The 18069-nt window shown below is 26.7% G+C and carries 15 protein-coding genes and 1 riboswitch; all 15 genes read left to right on the top strand.

What is annotated here, in order from left to right; translation table 11 throughout:
- Positions 1-64 precede the first annotated feature (64 nt).
- Positions 65-2203 carry a glycosyltransferase gene (locus tag Q3223_RS11305; protein WP_407812005.1) on the top strand — a complete coding sequence of 713 codons (2139 nt, stop codon included), beginning with the start codon at positions 65-67 and terminating at the stop codon, positions 2201-2203.
- 114 nt (positions 2204-2317) lie between these two features.
- Complete coding sequence (locus tag Q3223_RS11300) at positions 2318-3391, top strand: glycosyltransferase (protein WP_407812004.1); 1074 nt, start codon at positions 2318-2320, stop codon at positions 3389-3391.
- 25 nt (positions 3392-3416) lie between these two features.
- Positions 3417-5618 (top strand): glycosyltransferase, encoded by a 2202-nt coding sequence (locus Q3223_RS11295; protein WP_407812003.1) that lies wholly within the window; start codon positions 3417-3419, stop codon positions 5616-5618.
- Between the two features lie 85 nt (positions 5619-5703).
- On the top strand, positions 5704-8127 hold the full coding sequence (locus tag Q3223_RS11290; protein WP_407812002.1) for a glycosyltransferase: 2424 nt from the start codon (positions 5704-5706) through the stop codon (positions 8125-8127).
- A gap of 77 nt (positions 8128-8204) precedes the next feature.
- On the top strand, positions 8205-9122 hold the full coding sequence (locus Q3223_RS11285; protein WP_407812001.1) for an NAD-dependent epimerase/dehydratase family protein: 918 nt from the start codon (positions 8205-8207) through the stop codon (positions 9120-9122).
- Positions 9123-9133: 11 nt separating this feature from the next.
- Positions 9134-9676: a dTDP-4-dehydrorhamnose 3,5-epimerase gene (gene rfbC / locus Q3223_RS11280; RefSeq protein WP_407812000.1), complete on the top strand. Its 543-nt coding sequence runs from the start codon at positions 9134-9136 to the stop codon at positions 9674-9676.
- Positions 9677-9768: 92 nt separating this feature from the next.
- On the top strand, positions 9769-10917 hold the full coding sequence (locus Q3223_RS11275; RefSeq protein ID WP_407811999.1) for a class I SAM-dependent methyltransferase: 1149 nt from the start codon (positions 9769-9771) through the stop codon (positions 10915-10917).
- Positions 10918-11017: 100 nt separating this feature from the next.
- The gene (gene rfbF, locus Q3223_RS11270) at positions 11018-11791 is read left to right on the top strand and encodes a glucose-1-phosphate cytidylyltransferase (RefSeq protein ID WP_407811998.1); all 774 of its coding nucleotides are present in this window, start codon (positions 11018-11020) and stop codon (positions 11789-11791) included.
- 28 nt (positions 11792-11819) lie between these two features.
- On the top strand, positions 11820-12947 hold the full coding sequence (locus Q3223_RS11265) for a radical SAM protein (RefSeq protein ID WP_284181549.1): 1128 nt from the start codon (positions 11820-11822) through the stop codon (positions 12945-12947).
- A gap of 182 nt (positions 12948-13129) precedes the next feature.
- A riboswitch (cyclic di-GMP riboswitch) is annotated at positions 13130-13220 on the top strand.
- Positions 13221-13627: 407 nt separating this feature from the next.
- Positions 13628-13945, top strand: a complete 318-nt coding sequence (flgB, locus tag Q3223_RS11260) for a flagellar basal body rod protein FlgB (RefSeq protein ID WP_054268805.1) — start codon at positions 13628-13630, stop codon at positions 13943-13945.
- 7 nt (positions 13946-13952) lie between these two features.
- On the top strand, positions 13953-14357 hold the full coding sequence (flgC, locus tag Q3223_RS11255) for a flagellar basal body rod protein FlgC (RefSeq protein ID WP_054268806.1): 405 nt from the start codon (positions 13953-13955) through the stop codon (positions 14355-14357).
- Between the two features lie 9 nt (positions 14358-14366).
- Positions 14367-14684 (top strand): flagellar hook-basal body complex protein FliE, encoded by a 318-nt coding sequence (gene fliE, locus Q3223_RS11250; RefSeq protein ID WP_407811997.1) that lies wholly within the window; start codon positions 14367-14369, stop codon positions 14682-14684.
- A 24-nt stretch (positions 14685-14708) separates the two neighbouring features.
- A complete protein-coding gene (gene fliF, locus Q3223_RS11245; protein ID WP_407811996.1) occupies positions 14709-16259 on the top strand; it encodes a flagellar basal-body MS-ring/collar protein FliF in 1551 nt (516 codons plus the stop codon).
- Positions 16260-16271: 12 nt separating this feature from the next.
- Positions 16272-17342 carry a flagellar motor switch protein FliG gene (fliG, locus tag Q3223_RS11240; RefSeq protein ID WP_407811995.1) on the top strand — a complete coding sequence of 357 codons (1071 nt, stop codon included), beginning with the start codon at positions 16272-16274 and terminating at the stop codon, positions 17340-17342.
- The gene (locus tag Q3223_RS11235) at positions 17326-18066 is read left to right on the top strand and encodes a FliH/SctL family protein (RefSeq protein WP_407811994.1); all 741 of its coding nucleotides are present in this window, start codon (positions 17326-17328) and stop codon (positions 18064-18066) included. Before fliG ends, Q3223_RS11235 begins: the two co-directional genes overlap by 17 nt.
- Positions 18067-18069: the final 3 nt, after the last annotated feature.

The following is an 18069-nucleotide window of genomic DNA, read 5'->3' as shown; positions in this document are numbered from 1 at the left end:
AGAGCAAAGCAGTGCTTTGCTTTTTATAATTTTATGATAAAGGTATACTGAAAGGAAGATAATTATGTTGTTGAGTATAGTAATGATTGTCAAAAATGAAGAAAAGATATTAACAAAGATGTTAGACTCTCTAAAAATACTAATGGATTCAATAGATAGTGAACTTATAATAATAGATACTGGATCAACTGATAATACTATCAATATAGCAAGAAATTATACTAAAAATGTTTATTTTCACAAATGGGATGATGATTTTTCTAGTATGAGGAATAAGTCTATATTATATTCTAAAGGGGATTGGGTTTTTGTATTAGATGCTGATGAGATACTAACAGATTGTACAAAACTAATTGATTTTTTTGATAGTGATTTACATAAAACTTTTAATTCAGCATCAATACAATTAAAAAATATATATTCTATGGAAAAAGATTCTTACGGATATGGATCTGTATTAAGGTTATTTAAAAATAATGATTTTAAATTTATTGGCAAAGTTCATGAGCAGCCATTATATAAAGAACCTGTATTTCATAATGTAGCTCAATTTGATCATTATGGGTATATGTTTGAAGATGAAGAAGTCAGATTAAACAAAGTTAAAAGAAATGAAAAACTTCTATTTCAACAGTTAAGCGAAAATAATGAAAATCCATATACAAATTATCAACTTGGCAAGAATTTTATTATATTAGAAAATTATCAAGATGCATTATTTTATTTAGAAAAAAGTGTAGTTTCGTATAAGAATATAGGATTAATGCCAGGCTATTTAACATCTAATTTAGCAAAAGTATATTTATTTTTGGGAAAAAATAAAAAATGTGAAAAATTATGTTTAAAATATATAGAGAAAGATTTAAATAATATAGATATATATTACTACTTAGCTCAAGCCCAAGTTGGCTTAGGTAAGTATGAGTATGCTCTAGATTCATATAAAAGATATATCTACTTAGTTGACAATTATGAAATGAGTACTCAATCTAATAGTCTATTTTCAGATACAGATACTGTAAGTCTGAAAGATAATGCAACTATAACTCTAATAAAAATCTATTATAATCTTGAAAAATATGATTTAGTGATAAAAGAGTTTGAAAATATTATAGATGAAGAAAAAAGAAAAGACATCTATTTTAGCTTGTTTATGTCACTTTATAAATTAAATAAATTTAATTTGATAAATAAGTATTATGATAAGTTAAAAAAATCAGTAATTGAAAAAAATAGCTTTTATAATAGTTTAGAAATTTTTTTGAAGAATGTAAGAGAAAATGAAAAAAGTGATATTTATAAAATACTAGGTTCCATAGAAGGGACATATGGAAGATTTAATAATATAAGATTATTAAATCAAATATCTTTAGATGAATGTAAATATATTTTAGAAAAAGGAAAAAATGATATATATGCACCTATTGTAAATATTGCATGTTTAAATAATATAGATTTATTGGATATATTCTTGAATATGGATTACAGATGGGTTGAGAGATATGTAAGATATTGCGTTATGAATGATAAAGAATTTAGCTTGAAATTATATAAGTATATTTTAAGACAAAAGAATACTTTTGAGATAGATGAAGTAAAAGTATACAGAGTATTTACTAAAATAATTTTGGAAAATAACATTTTAACTGATGATAAATATAAAGAGTTGTTTTATATCTATATTATGTATTCTAGTATATATATAAAATATATATATGCAAATTTGGATTATGCAGATTTATTAACATATCTATCTAATGAAATGGACAAATTTGTTATAGAATTTAATAGTATTATAGACTATAAGGATAGTGATAAAATAATTTATTTAAGAAAATTAAAAGAATTATTGAATGAATATCCATATTACCATAGAATTATAAAACTTATAATAAAAGATTTTGAATATGAATTAAATCAAAATATAGAACTTAATGTACTAAAAGTAGATTTTATAAATAGTATAAAGCAAGTTATAGAAAAAGGAAATTTAATTGAAGCAAGAGATTTAATTGACAATTATTTGCAGTCATTTAGAGAGGATTCTGAAATATTGAATATAAAAGGAATAATACATATAATGTCTGGAGAGTATTCAGAGGCAGAATTTTATTTAAAAAAAGCACTTTCATTGGATATAAGTAATGATGATATTATGTATAATATAAAGTATTTAAAAGAAGTGAGTAGTTATGAAAACTAATAGTTACATTATAAGTATTAAAAAGGTAATTGCATTTTCTCACTTTAATAATGTTAATTATAAATTAATATATGCAAAAACTAAAGTATATATTTTAGTGTATTTGGAGGAAATATGTATAGTTTGTCTAAGATAAAAAAAATATTTTTTGTTCTTGAACACTTGAGTGGCCAAGGAGGAGTCGAGACAGTAGTAACTAAAGTTGTGAATGAATTAGAGAAAAGGGGATATATTGTAGTAGTTTTGCTACCAAATAGAAGTGATGATGATATATGGGAACTTAATCTACATAATGTCTATTATTATAATAATTATGAAGACTGTAAGAATAGAAATGATCTTGATTCAATATTATCAAAAGTAAAAGGAATAAACAGAATTTTAATAGATTTAGGTAAGCCAGATATAATAATAGGAACTCACATGCCAATAACTGTTTTATATTCTAGATTGGTTGTTGGGTATGAAGATGTAAAAGTAATTTCTTGGATGCATAGCTCCTTGGAATTATTCGGAAATTCATCTAAGTATTTAAAGCATGCAGATATACATTGGTCTATTTCTACTAACTTAACATATGAACTAGAGAGATTAATTAATAAGAAATATATTTATTCTATTCCAAATCCTATAGATATAAATGTAGATATGCTTGATATATCACTTGAAAATAATTTTGTTTATATTGGAAGGTTAGAAAATTATACAAAGAGATTTGATATACTATTTACCTCTCTTTCTAAATTAGATACTGAATGGACTTTAGATATTTATGGAGATGGACCAGATAAAAAATATATAGAATGTATAATAAATGAATTAGACCTTAATGATAAAGTTAAGATGAAAGGATATGTAAGAAATCCATGGAAACATATAAATTATAAAAAAGCATTATTACTTAGTTCAGAACATGAGGCATTTCCGATGGTTATTTTAGAAGCATTAAGTAGAGGTATACCAGTTGTGGCCACTGAATGTGGGGGAATAGAGGAAATTATAAAATATGGATACAATGGATATTTAGCAAAGGTGTGTAATTCAGAGTCATTTTATGAAGAAATTACACAATTATTAAATTTATCCTATTATGAATTATGTGAAATGCAAAAGAATGCTAGACAATCAGTTCATTGCTATTCTACAAATATTATTTTGGATAAAATGGAAGAAACATTTGACTTATAATTAACTTGATAAGGAGTACTGAAATATGATTATAGATATAGTTTTAGCTTATGCGAATGGTAGAGGTGGATTGGAAGAGGTTATAACATCTATCAGCAATGAGTTAATAAATAAGGGGTATAGAGTGAGAGTGTTTCAAGCTTATGAACCCAAATATATAGAATGGAAAAATACTATACCAGAAATGTATATTTATGGTATCAATAGTAATATAGAAGAGGATGATGAATTTAGTTTAGCATTAGGATATAGACGTATAATTGATACTATTGGAATCCCTGATATTATAATTGCAACTCATGCTCCAATATTAAGCTTAATAAGCAATATAGCAGTAATGCATTTAGGAGATAGCAAACCATCTATTATATCTTGGATTCATGGTGCACCAGAATATTATGGTGGAGGAGAAAATCTTAATTATAGTAATGCTCATTTGGCAATTTCTGAACACATAGAAGAAAAAATAAAGTCTTATGTTAAAGGTCAAGTATATTATGTAGGAAATCCTGTTGATATAGATTCTTTTGATATAATTAGTTCAAATAAAGAAAAATTAGAATTAGTGTATATAGGCAGGCTTGAAAATAATCAAAAAAGAATAGATATATTGTTTAAAGCTCTCTCATTGTTAGATAAGCCATGGATGATGAGAATCATAGGAAATGGTCCAGATGAAAAGAAATTAAAAAACTTATCTAAAGATTTAAATATAGATGATTGCATAGAATGGTATGGATGGCTAGATAAGCCCTGGGATTATATAGAATCAGTGACAGCTTTGGTTTTAACATCAGATGAAGAAGGGTTTGGTTTAGTTTTAGTAGAGGCATTGGGAAGAGGCATCCCTGTAATTTCTAGTAAATGTGATGGTCCAAAAGATATAATTAAAAATGGAATTAATGGATGGTTGTTTGATAAAAATAATTATAGCGAACTATATAGTATATTGAATGACTTACAACAAGGAAGAATAAAGATACCTTCAAAGAATGTATGTATAAATTCAGTTAATAAGTTTAAAGTAAAAAATGTTGTTGATAGGTTTGAAAGTATTGTTTTAAAATTCTCTGATAAAAAAGATGTGATAATTAAGAAAATAAAAAACTTATTACATGAGGATAATATAGAATATGCACTTGAAATTGTTCAATATTATGATGATAGATTTAAAAATGATGTAGAATTTATAAATTTAAAATCAATTTTAGCTATTAATATGAAAGATTACGATATAGCAATAAGCAATTTAGAATATTCATTACACATCTCTGATGAAATAAGTTTAGATATATACTATAACTTAGCCTATGCATATGAACAAGTTAATAGAATTGATGATGCTATAAAAATATATGGAAAAATAATACATATTTCAAGTAATAGAGAAAAGGATAAATTAATAAATAAAATAAACTTATTATTAGAAAAAAATAATAATTATGATGATATTTTTGTTAAAGGTGAACAGGATTATAACTCATTAATTTCAGTGATAATACCAACCTATAATAGAGAACAAACAATTTATCGTTCTGTAAATAGTGTTTTGAATCAGACATATAAAAATATAGAAGTGATTATAGTCGATGATAATTCTTCTGACAATACACAAAAAATAATAGAATATATAGATGATAAAAGGATAAGATACATAAAACATAATGAAAATTTAGGTGCCAATGTAGCTAGGAACACAGGTATTTTAAATAGTATGGGCGAATATATTGCATTTCAGGATAGTGATGATGAATGGATGCCAGATAAGCTTGAAACACAAATTAAGTATCTAGAAAATATAGGTGTGGATATAATAGGATGTTCTTCTTATATTGATAATAATGAATTATCAGGTGTATTTCCTGGAAGAAATATAAATAAAGAAATAATATTATATGAACTTATGTGTGGTAATTTTATTGGTACATCTACTATGTTTGGAAGAAGAGAGTGTTTTGAAAAACAAAAATTTGATGAACATTTACCTAGATTTCAAGATTGGGATTTAATAATAAGGATGGCTATAAATTACAAAGTGTCATTTGTGGATAAAGTTCTAGTTAAAACATATGTCCAAAGTGATAGCATTTCAAAACAACCTCAAAAAGCCATACAGGCATTTGTAATAATGACTAATAAATATGAGCATATGATAAAGGAAGATAAAAACATACTTTACAATTGGTATAGATTACTACTTTATCATTCCTTGGAGACATTACTTTAAATAGAACTTCTATAAATATACCTTTAATTTAGAAGATAGAATAAAAATATTTGATTAAATTATAATGTTAGGAGAATTAAACCATATGGTTGTAGATATAGTAATAGGAGAATTATCTAAAAATGATATTTTTAATGATATTGTAAAACAAATTAATAGAGATTTAAAAACAAGTGGTAACAATATTCGTATTTTACAAGTTTGCGATAATAAGAGTTCGAGTTTTAAAGAAGAATTTTCAGAAGATGAGTATTATTTATTAAATAACAAAGTTGATTTAATTGCAGAATATAAAAACATAATAAATATTATTGGGTTTGCAGATATTTTTTTTATAATAGAAGAAGAACATTTAAGGGAGTTATCAAAACGACTAATTTCAGAATTAGAAATAAAAAAAGCGAGAATTGTATCTATATTTGATCGAAGTCTTCAAATTTATGATTATAATAGTACTTTGAAAGATAAAATTAATAATTTTACATATGAGTATGAAGAAAATGAATTAACAATAAATATTATAAATAAATCAAGAATAAATATGAAAAATTTTATGATTGATATTAGAGATACATTGATAAAATATTTTAAGAGTGATGTAGATGTACTAAGTCGTATAGAGGAATTAATAAAAAATAATTCACTGGAAGAAGCATTAGATTCGCTATATTATTATAACGACAGATTTTGTAACAATATAGAATTTATTAATATGAAGTCTATACTAGCTATGCAAATGAATGAATATGATATAGCTATAAATTTATTAGAATATGCAAAATCAATGCTAAAAGAAGATAATATAGATATATATTATAATTTAGCACATGCATACTATAAAAATCACGATTGGGATAAATCAATTGATGAGTACAATCATCTTTTGGATATTATTGATAGAGATGAAAAGTTACATATAAAAGATTTAATAACTGAAGTATATAATTCCATAAATATAGAATTTGAAGAAATCTATAAGAAAGATAATATATTTATTGAAGATAAATATGGAAAAGTAATCTTGGATAATAATTTTCATAAAAAACTGCCAAAGAAATTAGAAGATTTTGATAATATGTATGAAGTTAGAGAAAATATAAATAAATTAAAGGAAGGAGATAACCCATTAGTAAGTATATGGGTATTGGGATATAATAATCTAGAAAAATATACTAAAAGATGTGTTGAAAGTATTTTGAAATATACTAATGACATAGATTATGAACTAATATTGTTTGATAATGGCTCTAGTGATGGTACATATGAATATTTTAAGTCAATAAATTATTCTAGAAAAAAAATAATTAAGGTCATTAAGAATTTTGGAGTTGGATATTCTTTCTCAACAGCATTTAGAGAAATGAGTGGAAGATATATTGTTTTTGTATGTAATGATGTAGTTGTAACAACAAATTGGCTTTCAAATATGATAAAATGTGCAGAATCTGATTCTAAAATAGGAATAGTTCATCCTGCTTGTAATCATGCGCCTTTAGAATATAAAATGGAAGTAGAGTATAAAGATCTGGATGATATGCAAAGTAAAGCAGAGTTATATAATATTTCTAATCCTAGAAAATGGTATGAAATATTTGATTTATATACAGTAGCAACATTATTCAAAAGAGAATGTATAGATGTTATTGGTATATATGATTATGGATATGTACACCACACATCAGATGTTGATATTTCATTTAGAGCAAGAAGAGGTGGTTATAAAGTAATTGCTTGCACAGATACATTTGTATGTAATATTGGGGAAAAAGTAGATAAGGGTAGTAATTTTGATAGTATCTCTAGAATAAAAGGTCCAAAGTTTTTTAAGGAGAAGTATCACATTGATATAGTGGATGCTATTAGTTTTGATTATACAATGGTTTCAATGGTTAAAGCAGATACAATATTTAATAGAGAATATAGTGTTTTAGGGATTGACACAAGCTGTGGTGTAACTATATTGCAAATAAAGAATAAATTATTGGAAAAAGGAGCTTCTAATGTAAATCTGGCAGCTTTTTCAGAAGAGGCGAAATATTGGTTAGACTTAAAAACTATATGTGAAAATGTGGTTGTTGACCGCATAGAATATTTTCATAAACATTATAGAAGTAAGAATTTTGATTATATTGTAGTCGGAAAAATATTAAACTCATATAAAGATATGTATGACTTGCTTAATAACCTATATGAAGTATTAAATGACGAAGGGAAGATTATACTGAAGTTAAAAAATAATTCTGATATAACTGAATTTTTAAGAATAAAAAATGTTATTTCTAACTCATGGAATGAGGATTCGAAAAATGTTAATATAGAGATATTTAATAATGAGCTAAATAATTGTGGTCTGTATATAGAAAGCATAAACTTTAACTCGTATAATTTTAATAATGATATAGAAGAAAAAGTTAAAGAATTACTAGATGACAGTAATATCTCAGCAGAACAAAGAGAGAGACTATATATTAGCGAATATATATTGAAGATAAAAAAGGTATCTAAATAATATAATATTAGATGAAAATTTATACTTATTTAACTTATTATTGATATTAATAAATTTGAAAAAGGATATAGTTAGTTATGATTAATGGATTGAACAAAATTTTTTTGACAGGTGGTAGTGGATATATTGGATCTTGTCTAGCAAAAAAACTATATAAATTAGGATATGATGTCCATGTTATAGTAAGAGCAGATTCTAATCTAAATTTAATAAATGAATTTAAAGATTATATAAATATATATAGATTTAATGGAGAGATATCTAATTTATCTGAAATTATAAATAGTATAAATCCAGATATAGTTATACATTTAGCATCATTATTCTTAGGAGATCACTTACTTTCACAATTAGATGAAATTATAAATAGTAATATTCTATTTGCCACTCAAGTATTAGATGTAGCTTCAAAGGCAAATGTGAGATATTTTATAAATACAGGGACACACTGGCAAAATTATAATGGTGAAAATTATAATCCTGTAAATCTATATGCAGCAACTAAAGAAGCCTTTCAAGACATATGTAAGTATTATGCTGAGGCAACAAACATGAGTATTATAACAATAAAATTGATTGATACATATGGGCCTTTTGACCCAAGACCTAAAATTATGAATTTACTAAAGGATATATACTTCAATAACAAAACATTAGATATGTCTAGTGGAGAGCAAGAATTGGGTTTGCTTCACATAGAAGATGTTATAAAAGCATACTTAATTGCAATGGAAAAAATACAAAATATGAGTCCCAAAGAATGTAAAACTTTTTTTGCACTACCAAAAGAAATATATTCATTGAAAGAAGTTGTGGACATATTTCAGTGTGTTGTAGGCAAAAAATTAGATATAAATTGGGGAAAAAGACCATATAGAAAACGAGAGATAATGAAAGTTCATATTAATAATGAAAATATTTTAGAAAATGAAGATATAATAGGTTTGTATGAAGGAATAAAATGTATGTTAGAGATAGAAAGAACTGATTATTAGGAGGGTTAATTATGTATAACATCATAAAGACTAAACTAAAGGATTGTGTTGAAATAATACCAAATATATTTGAAGATAGTAGAGGAATAACAATAAAGCCATATCATTATCCAACTTTTAAGAACTTAGGTATAGAGGAATTTTTCAATGAAGATTTATTTGTAACATCGAAGAAAGGAACTATAAGAGGCTTACACTTTCAGAAAGAACCTTTCGCACAAAGCAAAATCATCTATTGTGTTTCAGGGAGTATTCTAGATGTGGCGGTTGATATCAGAAAGGATTCTCCTACTTATGGTGAACATGTTTGTTTTAATATAGATTCTAGAAAAAGAAACATAGCATATATACCAAATGGGTTTGCTCATGGATATCAAGTTCTAGAAGAGAATACAATGGTTATTTATAAATTATCATCTCCATATTCTCCAAATAATGAAGGTGGAATAAAATGGGATTCTATGAATATAAATTGGAATAAAATTAATCCAATTATATCTAGTAAAGATAATAAACTTCCAACATTTGCTGAATATATTACGTTATCTAATTAATAAATAATGTGGTTTTAAATGAATATGGAAGATAATCATAAATAAGTATAATAATCTAGATAGTATACAAAATTTTAGTGGGGTAAATTTTTATGAGATGTCCTATATGTGGTTCAGAAAATATTAATATTTTTCTTAGTAGAAAAAATGTTCCTATACATCAAAATTTTATATTTGACAATAGAGACATTGCTATAAATGATATAACAGGTGATTTAATACTAGGTTTATGTAGTTATTGTGAGTTTATTTTTAATACTAGTTTTGATTCAAATAAAGTACAATATGATGATTTTTATGATAATACACAGTATAATTCATTTAGATTTCAAAGTCATATTAATGAAATAATATCATATCTAATTAAAGAATATAATTTAAGTGAAAAAGTAGCTATAGAAGTTGGATGTGGAAAAGGAGAATTTCTCAAAACTTTTATAGAAATATCTAAAGGAAAAGGCTATGGATTTGACCCAAGTTATGTAGGAGAAACTGTCATGTTAGATGGGAACTTAATGTTTGAAAAAAAATATTATGATGATACATGCACATATATATCTGCAGATTGTGTTTTTATCAGACATGTCATAGAGCATATACAAAACCCTAAAGATATAATGAAATCAATCAAGAAAGCGCTAGTAAACTCTCCAAACTCTATAGTTTATATTGAAACACCATGTGTAGAGTGGATACTAAGAAATAATATACTGTATGACTTTTTTTATGAGCATTGTTCATATTTTAATAAAAAATCCCTAAATTTGTTATTACAGGAATGTGGATTTGATATATTAGAGATAAACTATACCTTTGAAGGACAATACTTATATGCTATATGCAAGGTAAGAGGCGAGAATATAAAAAATGATATTTTAAATATAGCTATTGATTATGCTGAAAATATAAGAATACAGGTGGAGAGATGGAAACATTACTTAGAATCAGAAAAAAGTAAGGTAGCAATATGGGGCGCGGGAGCTAAGGGAGTTACATTTTTGAATAACATAGATCCACAACATAAATTTATTGATTGTGTTATTGATATAAATGAAAATAAGCAACATAAATTTATACCAGGAACTGGACATGAAATAGTTTCTTTTAAAGATATATGTATGAGAAAGATAGATAAGATTATAGTAATGAATTGGAATTATGAGGATGAAATAAAGACTTTATTAGATAAACATAAGATTAAAGTAAGTCTAATAAATGGAGAACAAAAATATAAGTTTTAACATTATCCTAGAGAAATTCTATTTATCTATGATATATATCTGTAATAAAAAATTCTATTCTTAAATTTTTATATATTATAATTAAGTGAGGCATTTTAATATGAAAGTAGTTATTTTAGCAGGAGGATATGGTAGTAGACTTGGAGATATTACTAGTATAGTTCCCAAACCTATGGTTGAAATAGGAGGGAAGCCGATATTATGGCATATAATGAAAATATATTCGTATTATGGAGTAAAAGAATTTATCATATGTCTTGGCTACAAAGCAAATGTTATAAAAGATTATTTTTTACATTATGATAGTAGAAATAATGATTTTACAATTAATATAGGAAGTAATTCAATAGAATTTCATAATAATCATGATGAAAGTGAATGGAAAGTAACATTAGTTGATACAGGTATAGAATCTCAAAAAGGAGCACGATTAAAGAAAATAGAGAGATATCTTGAAGAAGATATAAATTTATTAACATATGGAGATGGGCTAGCAAATATAAATATAAATAAATTAATACATTTTCATAATAAAGTTGGAAAGTTGCTTACAATATCTGGAGTAAGACCTCCTGCTAGATTTGGTGAACTTATCGCAGAGGGAGATGTACTTAAATCATTTGAAGAAAAATCACAAACATCAAAGGGATTAATAAATGGTGGATATATGGTATTTAATAAAGAACTATTAAAATATCTTACAGAAAATGATGAGTGTGATTTGGAGTATGGATTATTTGAAAATCTAGCTAAAAATGGAGAAATAGCAGTTTACAAGCATGAAGGTCTGTGGGCATGTATGGATAATGAAAGAGATATGAACAATCTTAATTCTCTTTGGAAAGAAAATAAAGCTTTTTGGAAGATATGGTAAAATACATAGAAATAAGAGGTATATCAATATGAGTATATTGAGAGCTAAAACAATTGATTTAAAACAAACAAACTCTTTAACAGAGTTACAGAAAAAGAATAGCAATTTGAATGAAAGCGAGGCATATAATCAGGCTATCAATCTAGAAGCTAAACCTAGAAGGTTAGTATTTGAACTTACGAATGCTTGTAATTTAAATTGTATTATGTGTGGAAGAAATTCAGCAGAGTTCAAAGCAACAGTTTTTGATTTTAAATGGACTGAAAAATTTGAGAATATATTAAATGAAGTAGAGGAAGTAACTTTAATGGGATGGGGAGAACCAACAGTACATCCAAATTTCGTTGATTTCTTATATTGGGCAAAGAAAAATGGTCTTAGAAAATATTTTTGTACAAATGGTATGAAATTGGATAAACTATTTGATGATATCTTCAATACAGAAACTGACATTATAGCTATAAGTCTAGATGGGGCGTCTAAAGAGATTAATGACAATATAAGATCAGGGGCTGATTTTAATCATATAATAAAAAATATTAAACATATAGCAGATGAGAAGATTAAAAGAGGGATAAATTGGCCACATATGAATTTTGTTTTTACAGCAATGAAGTCTAATTTGTATGAGATACCCAAAATGGTTGAATTAGCTAAAAGGGTAGGTTTACAAGAGCTTAAGGTGGTATATCTAACTGTGTTTGATGAAAATATGCATGATGAGAGTTTATATGATTGCCAAGATGAGGTTAAAAAGGTATTTGAAGAAGCAGAGGTTTTAGCAGATGAGTTAAATATTATTCTTAAGTTACCTCATATACAAGGTGAAGATAGTGCATGTGAAAAACTACATAAGGATTGTTTTACAACATGGAGAGACTTTTTCTTAGGTTCAGATGGATTTGTACGTTCATGTATGTCTACACCTATAAAGTTGTTTCATATTGACAGATATAAAACTTTTGAAGAAATGTGGAATTCTTTGGAATATAAAGACTGCAGAAGAAATATTAATAGTATAAATATGAATGATTCATGTAAGGTATGTTATCAATCTTCATTTGCTAATTGGAATAAAAGGTCTTCTTTTATACAAATAGGAAATAAATTCTCTCCTGAATGGGATAAAGAAGAATCTAACTTGATTACATTATAGACATTTATATAAAAAATAAAAACAGCTTAGAATAAGTATTTTAAGCTGTTTTTATTTTTTATAATAACAAGTTTTTAATTTATACTAGATATTTAGCTATAAATATCGAATATTAATTGAAATATTAAAAATATAAGTAAAAAATGTTTAAAAAAATTGTTATTTATTGTATACTTAAATTAAAACTAAATAGGCAAAACTAGAGAAATTTAGTGACGCAAAGCTATAGGGGCTAAGGTTTGTATATACAAACTATGCTAGCCAGTTGCCAAAAAGAGTCCTAAGTATATTTGTATACTTAGGATTAGTCGAAGTGACTGCTTTTTTGGCGGTCATTTTATTATGGAAAAATTACTTTATTACAGTAGAAAGTACATATAATAACATATTTTACCAATTATAACAAAAAATAAAGAAAAACTGTCTGAAAAAGTTGCTATTTTACAAAAAATGACTTCTTTGTTCATTTAAATCTATTACAATTCTATTACATTAATATAATAATGTATCATTTTAGTAAGAAATCTAATTTAAGTTCAATTAACTCCAATGAAAATAAAAAAAAATTTTAATATGTATTTAATTTTTTCTTCATAAAGTTACCTTTTTTTGTAATATAGCAACTTCATTTTTTTAATCATTAAATATAGCAAATAAATATATTTTGAGGAGGGGTGAGTATGAATACATATGACATTATAAAAATGGGACTAGATGCAACTAATCTAAGAAGTCAAACAATAGCAAATAATATAGCAAATATAAATACTGAAGGTTACAAAAAACATTATGTAACTTTTGAAGAAACATTAAATGATGCCATGCCAAAAATAGAAGAAAAAACAGACAATTCAAAAGGTTTAAGAGTAGATGGCAATAATGTGGATATAGAAGAAGAAAAAGTAAAGCAAGCAATGACAACGTTGCAATATAATGCTTTAATAGGTTTTGCAAATGGCAAAATTGCAATGACTAAATCAATAATAACTGGGAGGTAACTAGAAGATGAGTGTGTTCAGTGGAATGGAGATATCTGCTAGTGGATTAACAGCAGAAAGTTTGAAAATGGATATCATATCATCAAATGTAGCTAATATAAATGCTACAAGAGGTCCAAATGGAGAAGCATATAGGAGAAAAATTGTTTCCTTTGAAGAAAACTATGATAATAAATTAGGTATGTTAGGAGTAAAAGTCACATCTGTTGAAGATGACAAATCACCTCTTAAAGAAGTATATGACCCATCTCATCCAGATGCGAAACCAAATGGATATGTAGAATATCCAAATGTAAATATATTGGTTGAAATGACAGATTTAATAACAGCTTCAAGAGCATATGATTCTAACGTAGACACACTGAATGCTCAGAAATCTATGATATCGAAAGCTTTGGAAATAGGAAAGTAGGGATAAATTATGCCAATTACACAAATCAACAATTTAATGCAAGGTGCAAAGTTAGATAATTTGATTGGAGAAACAAAACCATTAAACCTTAATAATAAAGAAGAAAAAAAGAATTTCGAAGATGTAATAATAGATACTATAGACAAAGTTAATTTTCAACAAGTGACAGCGGATAATATGAAAGAAAAATTTATAAAAGGCGAAGATATTTCTATGCATGAAGTTATGTTAAAAGGTCAAGAAGCACAACTATCTATGCAATATCTGATAGAAGTTAGAAACAAGATTCATGATGCATATCAAGAAATGAATAAAGTACAAATTTAGCCTTTTGAACAGGAGTAATAATCAATGATAGCCAGTTTTAAAAATAAGATTAAGGAGCAAGTTGCTAAATCTAGGACAAAAATAGGTTCTTTAAAAAAAGGAACTAAGATAGCATTAGGTATAGGGATTGTTGCTATATGTTTAGCGCTAGTATTTACAGCAATATCTGCAAGTAAAAATAAGTATGCAGTCTTATTTTCAGAACTAGATGTTCAAGATGCTGCAGATATATCAGCAGAATTAGAGTCTAGAAAGATAGATACTAAGGTAAAGGGAAGTACAATTTATGTTCCTAGAACAGAAGTCGATAAGTTGAGGCTGGAGCTAGCTCCAAGTCTTACAGGTGGTTCTAAAGGATTTGCATTAATGGATGATAGTTCGTCTATAGGACTTACTGATGAGGAGTTTCAAATTAAGAAGCAACGAATCATACAAGGTGAAATAGAAAAAACAATCAAGAGTTTTCCACAAGTGGAAGATACTAGAGTACATATAACATTTGGAGAGTCATCAGTGTTTGAGAAAGAAGCAGTTCCAGGAAGTGCAGCAGTTTACTTAATGTTAAAGCCAGGAACAACTTTAGAAAAAAATCAAATAAAATCTGTTATGGCACTTGTATCAGGAAGTGTTACAAATATACCAGAGAAAAATGTTCAAGTTATTGATAATAAGATGAATCTATTATCAGAAGGTATCTTAGATGATGAAGAAGTTGATGAAAATAATCAACCTATAAATGGTGGTATTAGTGTTGATAAAAATAAGGCATCTGAACAAGCATTGAATAAACAATTAGAAAAGTCTATTTTGGAAATGCTAGAGCCAATATTTGGTACAGGAAAAGTAAAAGCTACAGTAAATGCAGATTTAAGTTTTGATACAGCTGAAAAAACTGAAATAAAGATTGACCCTGATAAAGTTGCAATAAAAGAAACAAGGTCAAAAAATTCATCTAAATCTGCTACAAATAATGTCCAAGGCGTAGATGCTAATATGAATAATCAAGGAAATAAAAATGGTACTAACACAGAAGATAGTTTGGATGAGAGTTTTGAATATGAGACAGGTAAGATTGAAACTCATACTATAATTGCACCAGGAGAACTTAGAAGATTGACAGCTTCTGTCGCTATAGACGGAAAAATAGCTAAAGGAGTTCAAGCTGATGTGGAAGATATAGTTAATAATGCTATAGGCATGGATGGAGCAAGGGGAGATACTCTTAGTGTTGTTTCAATGGTCTTTGACCCTAAAGGAAAGGCTGAAGCTAAACAAGAACTGGAAGAGATTAAAAAAGAAGGCTTCAAAACTAATATAATAAAGGCAGTTATTGGAGTAGTGGCAGTTATTGCAGTAGGTGCTATTGGATACTTAATATATAAGAAGAGAAGTGAACAAGAAGATATGGATTATGAGGATGAAGTTTATAGTGCTAGTTCTAGTACTGTTGATAAGAAAGATAATCCTCTATTAGGGGATGACCCAGAATTGACATTAGAAGAAGCTGTTAAAATGTATGCAGAAGAAAAACCAGACCAAGTAACAGAAATAATAAAGACTTGGTTAAATGAGTAAGGGGGATAGAATGTGTCCACAGAAATTACGAATGTTAGTGCATTTGACTTAAGTGATATAAGTGAAAATGAGAAGAGTGAGAAAGTAGAAGGTGAGGGTTTAAAAAAAGCTGCTGTGCTTTTAATGACATTAGGACCAACTGTGTCTAGTGATATAATAAAAAGCCTTCCAGATAAACAGGTTCAAAAAATAGGTTTGGAAATTGCAAATATTTCTTCAATAGCTTCAAAAGAAAGAAGAGAAATATTAAAAGAGTTTGTAGAAATAAATAAAGCAAAAGATTATGTTATAGAAGGTGGGCTGGAATATGCAAGAGAACTGCTAAGTAATGCCTTGGGAAATTCTAAAGCAAATAAATTACTTGAAGGTATATCAATAGATACAAGTACAAAGCCTTTTAAACATATTATAAAATTGGATACAAAGAAAATATTAGAAATACTTAGAAATGAAAGTGCACAAACTATAGCTATTTTACTTGCACATATGGACCCACAAGATGGCGCAGAAATTTTAGCTCACTTAGATTTTGATTTACAAAATGAGGTAGCTATGAGAATAAGTTCAATGGGTTCAATATCTCCAGAAGTTATAAAAGTAATTGAAAGTTCATTAGAAGATAAATTACATTCAATAAGTGGTGATGATTTTAAAGATTATGGTGGAATAGCTACATTAGTTCAAATATTACTTAATTCTGATAGAAAAACAGAAAAGAATATTTTGAATACTGTTGAAGAAAAAGACCCAGCTTTAGCAGCCCAAATTAAATCTCATATATTTGTATTTGAAGATATTGTAAAACTAGATGATATGAGCATACAAAAAGTACTAAAAGAAGTAACTATGAAAGATTTAGTTTATGCTTTAAAAGGTGTGGATGATGAAATTTCAGATGCTATATATAGAAATCAATCTTCTAGAGCAGCAGAAGCGCTTAAAGAAGAAATGGAGATGGTTGGTGTAATAAAAGTTGCACAAGTTGAAGGTGCTCAGCAAAAAATAGTAAATAGCGTAAGAAAACTTGAAAGAGAAGGTGCTATAACTATTGTAAGGAATTTTGGTGATGACTTTGTCGAATAACAAAATTATTAAAAGTGAAAAAGCATCATATAAAGGAATTCTAGATTTATCTATAATAGACAAAGCTAGACTGGGAGAAACAAATATAAACGAAGAGAATGATTGTAGATTTAGGGATGAAGTAATAAAAGAAGCTATAGAGTCTGCTGAGATAAAAAAGAATGAAATATTAGAAGAAGCAAAAACAAATGCACAAAATATAGAAAAACAAGCTTATGAAAAAGGATATAGCCAAGGTCAAAAAAATGGATATGAGGATGGATATAGAGAATCCTACGATGAATATATCCAAAAAGCTAAAGGTGAAGCAGATTTTATAAGAAATCAGGCAGATTTAATTCTATTACAAGCTAATGAGAAAATGACTGAGTACATAAAGGAAAAAAACAAAGAAATTATAAGACTTGCTATCAATATGGCTAGCTCTGTTTTAAAAAAGCATTTTGAAGATGAAGAGTCTATGAGTGACTTGTTAAAGCAAATTATTCAAGATTACGAAGGAAGTAGTTCATTCATAGTAAGATGTAATTCTTTCTATAAGGATAATATAGAGAAAGAGTTTGAACTATTCAAAGAAGAGACATCATTAAAATCAAGTGTATTTGTTATTGCAGATGACAGTATAGATAAAGGAAATGCTATTATACAAAAGGAAAATGGGAGAATAATAGTTGGTGTTGATTGTGCTATGGAAAAACTAAAAGAAGAATTGCTTGGTGAATAAAGT

It is taken from the genome of Clostridioides sp. GD02367 (assembly GCF_045900275.1).
Classification (GTDB): Bacteria; Bacillota; Clostridia; order Peptostreptococcales; family Peptostreptococcaceae; genus Clostridioides; species Clostridioides difficile_A.
The sequence above is the reverse complement of the archived record's forward strand: the minus strand, read 5'-3'. Positions and strand labels throughout refer to the sequence as shown.

What these genes read in the sequence shown, in the direction of transcription:
- Q3223_RS11265 (WP_284181549.1), top strand. Translation starts at nt 11,820, where the DNA reads ATGAGTATATTGAGAGCTAAAACAATTGATTTAAAACAAACAAACTCT.
- fliE (WP_407811997.1), top strand. Translation starts at nt 14,367, where the DNA reads ATGCCAATTACACAAATCAACAATTTAATGCAAGGTGCAAAGTTAGAT.
- flgC (WP_054268806.1), top strand. Translation starts at nt 13,953, where the DNA reads ATGAGTGTGTTCAGTGGAATGGAGATATCTGCTAGTGGATTAACAGCA.
- Q3223_RS11300 (WP_407812004.1), top strand. Translation starts at nt 2,318, where the DNA reads ATGTATAGTTTGTCTAAGATAAAAAAAATATTTTTTGTTCTTGAACAC.
- flgB (WP_054268805.1), top strand. Translation starts at nt 13,628, where the DNA reads ATGAATACATATGACATTATAAAAATGGGACTAGATGCAACTAATCTA.
- rfbF (WP_407811998.1), top strand. Translation starts at nt 11,018, where the DNA reads ATGAAAGTAGTTATTTTAGCAGGAGGATATGGTAGTAGACTTGGAGAT.
- Q3223_RS11290 (WP_407812002.1), top strand. Translation starts at nt 5,704, where the DNA reads ATGGTTGTAGATATAGTAATAGGAGAATTATCTAAAAATGATATTTTT.
- Q3223_RS11235 (WP_407811994.1), top strand. Translation starts at nt 17,326, where the DNA reads ATGACTTTGTCGAATAACAAAATTATTAAAAGTGAAAAAGCATCATAT.
- rfbC (WP_407812000.1), top strand. Translation starts at nt 9,134, where the DNA reads ATGTATAACATCATAAAGACTAAACTAAAGGATTGTGTTGAAATAATA.
- Q3223_RS11305 (WP_407812005.1), top strand. Translation starts at nt 65, where the DNA reads ATGTTGTTGAGTATAGTAATGATTGTCAAAAATGAAGAAAAGATATTA.
- Q3223_RS11275 (WP_407811999.1), top strand. Translation starts at nt 9,769, where the DNA reads ATGAGATGTCCTATATGTGGTTCAGAAAATATTAATATTTTTCTTAGT.
- fliF (WP_407811996.1), top strand. Translation starts at nt 14,709, where the DNA reads ATGATAGCCAGTTTTAAAAATAAGATTAAGGAGCAAGTTGCTAAATCT.
- Q3223_RS11295 (WP_407812003.1), top strand. Translation starts at nt 3,417, where the DNA reads ATGATTATAGATATAGTTTTAGCTTATGCGAATGGTAGAGGTGGATTG.
- Q3223_RS11285 (WP_407812001.1), top strand. Translation starts at nt 8,205, where the DNA reads ATGATTAATGGATTGAACAAAATTTTTTTGACAGGTGGTAGTGGATAT.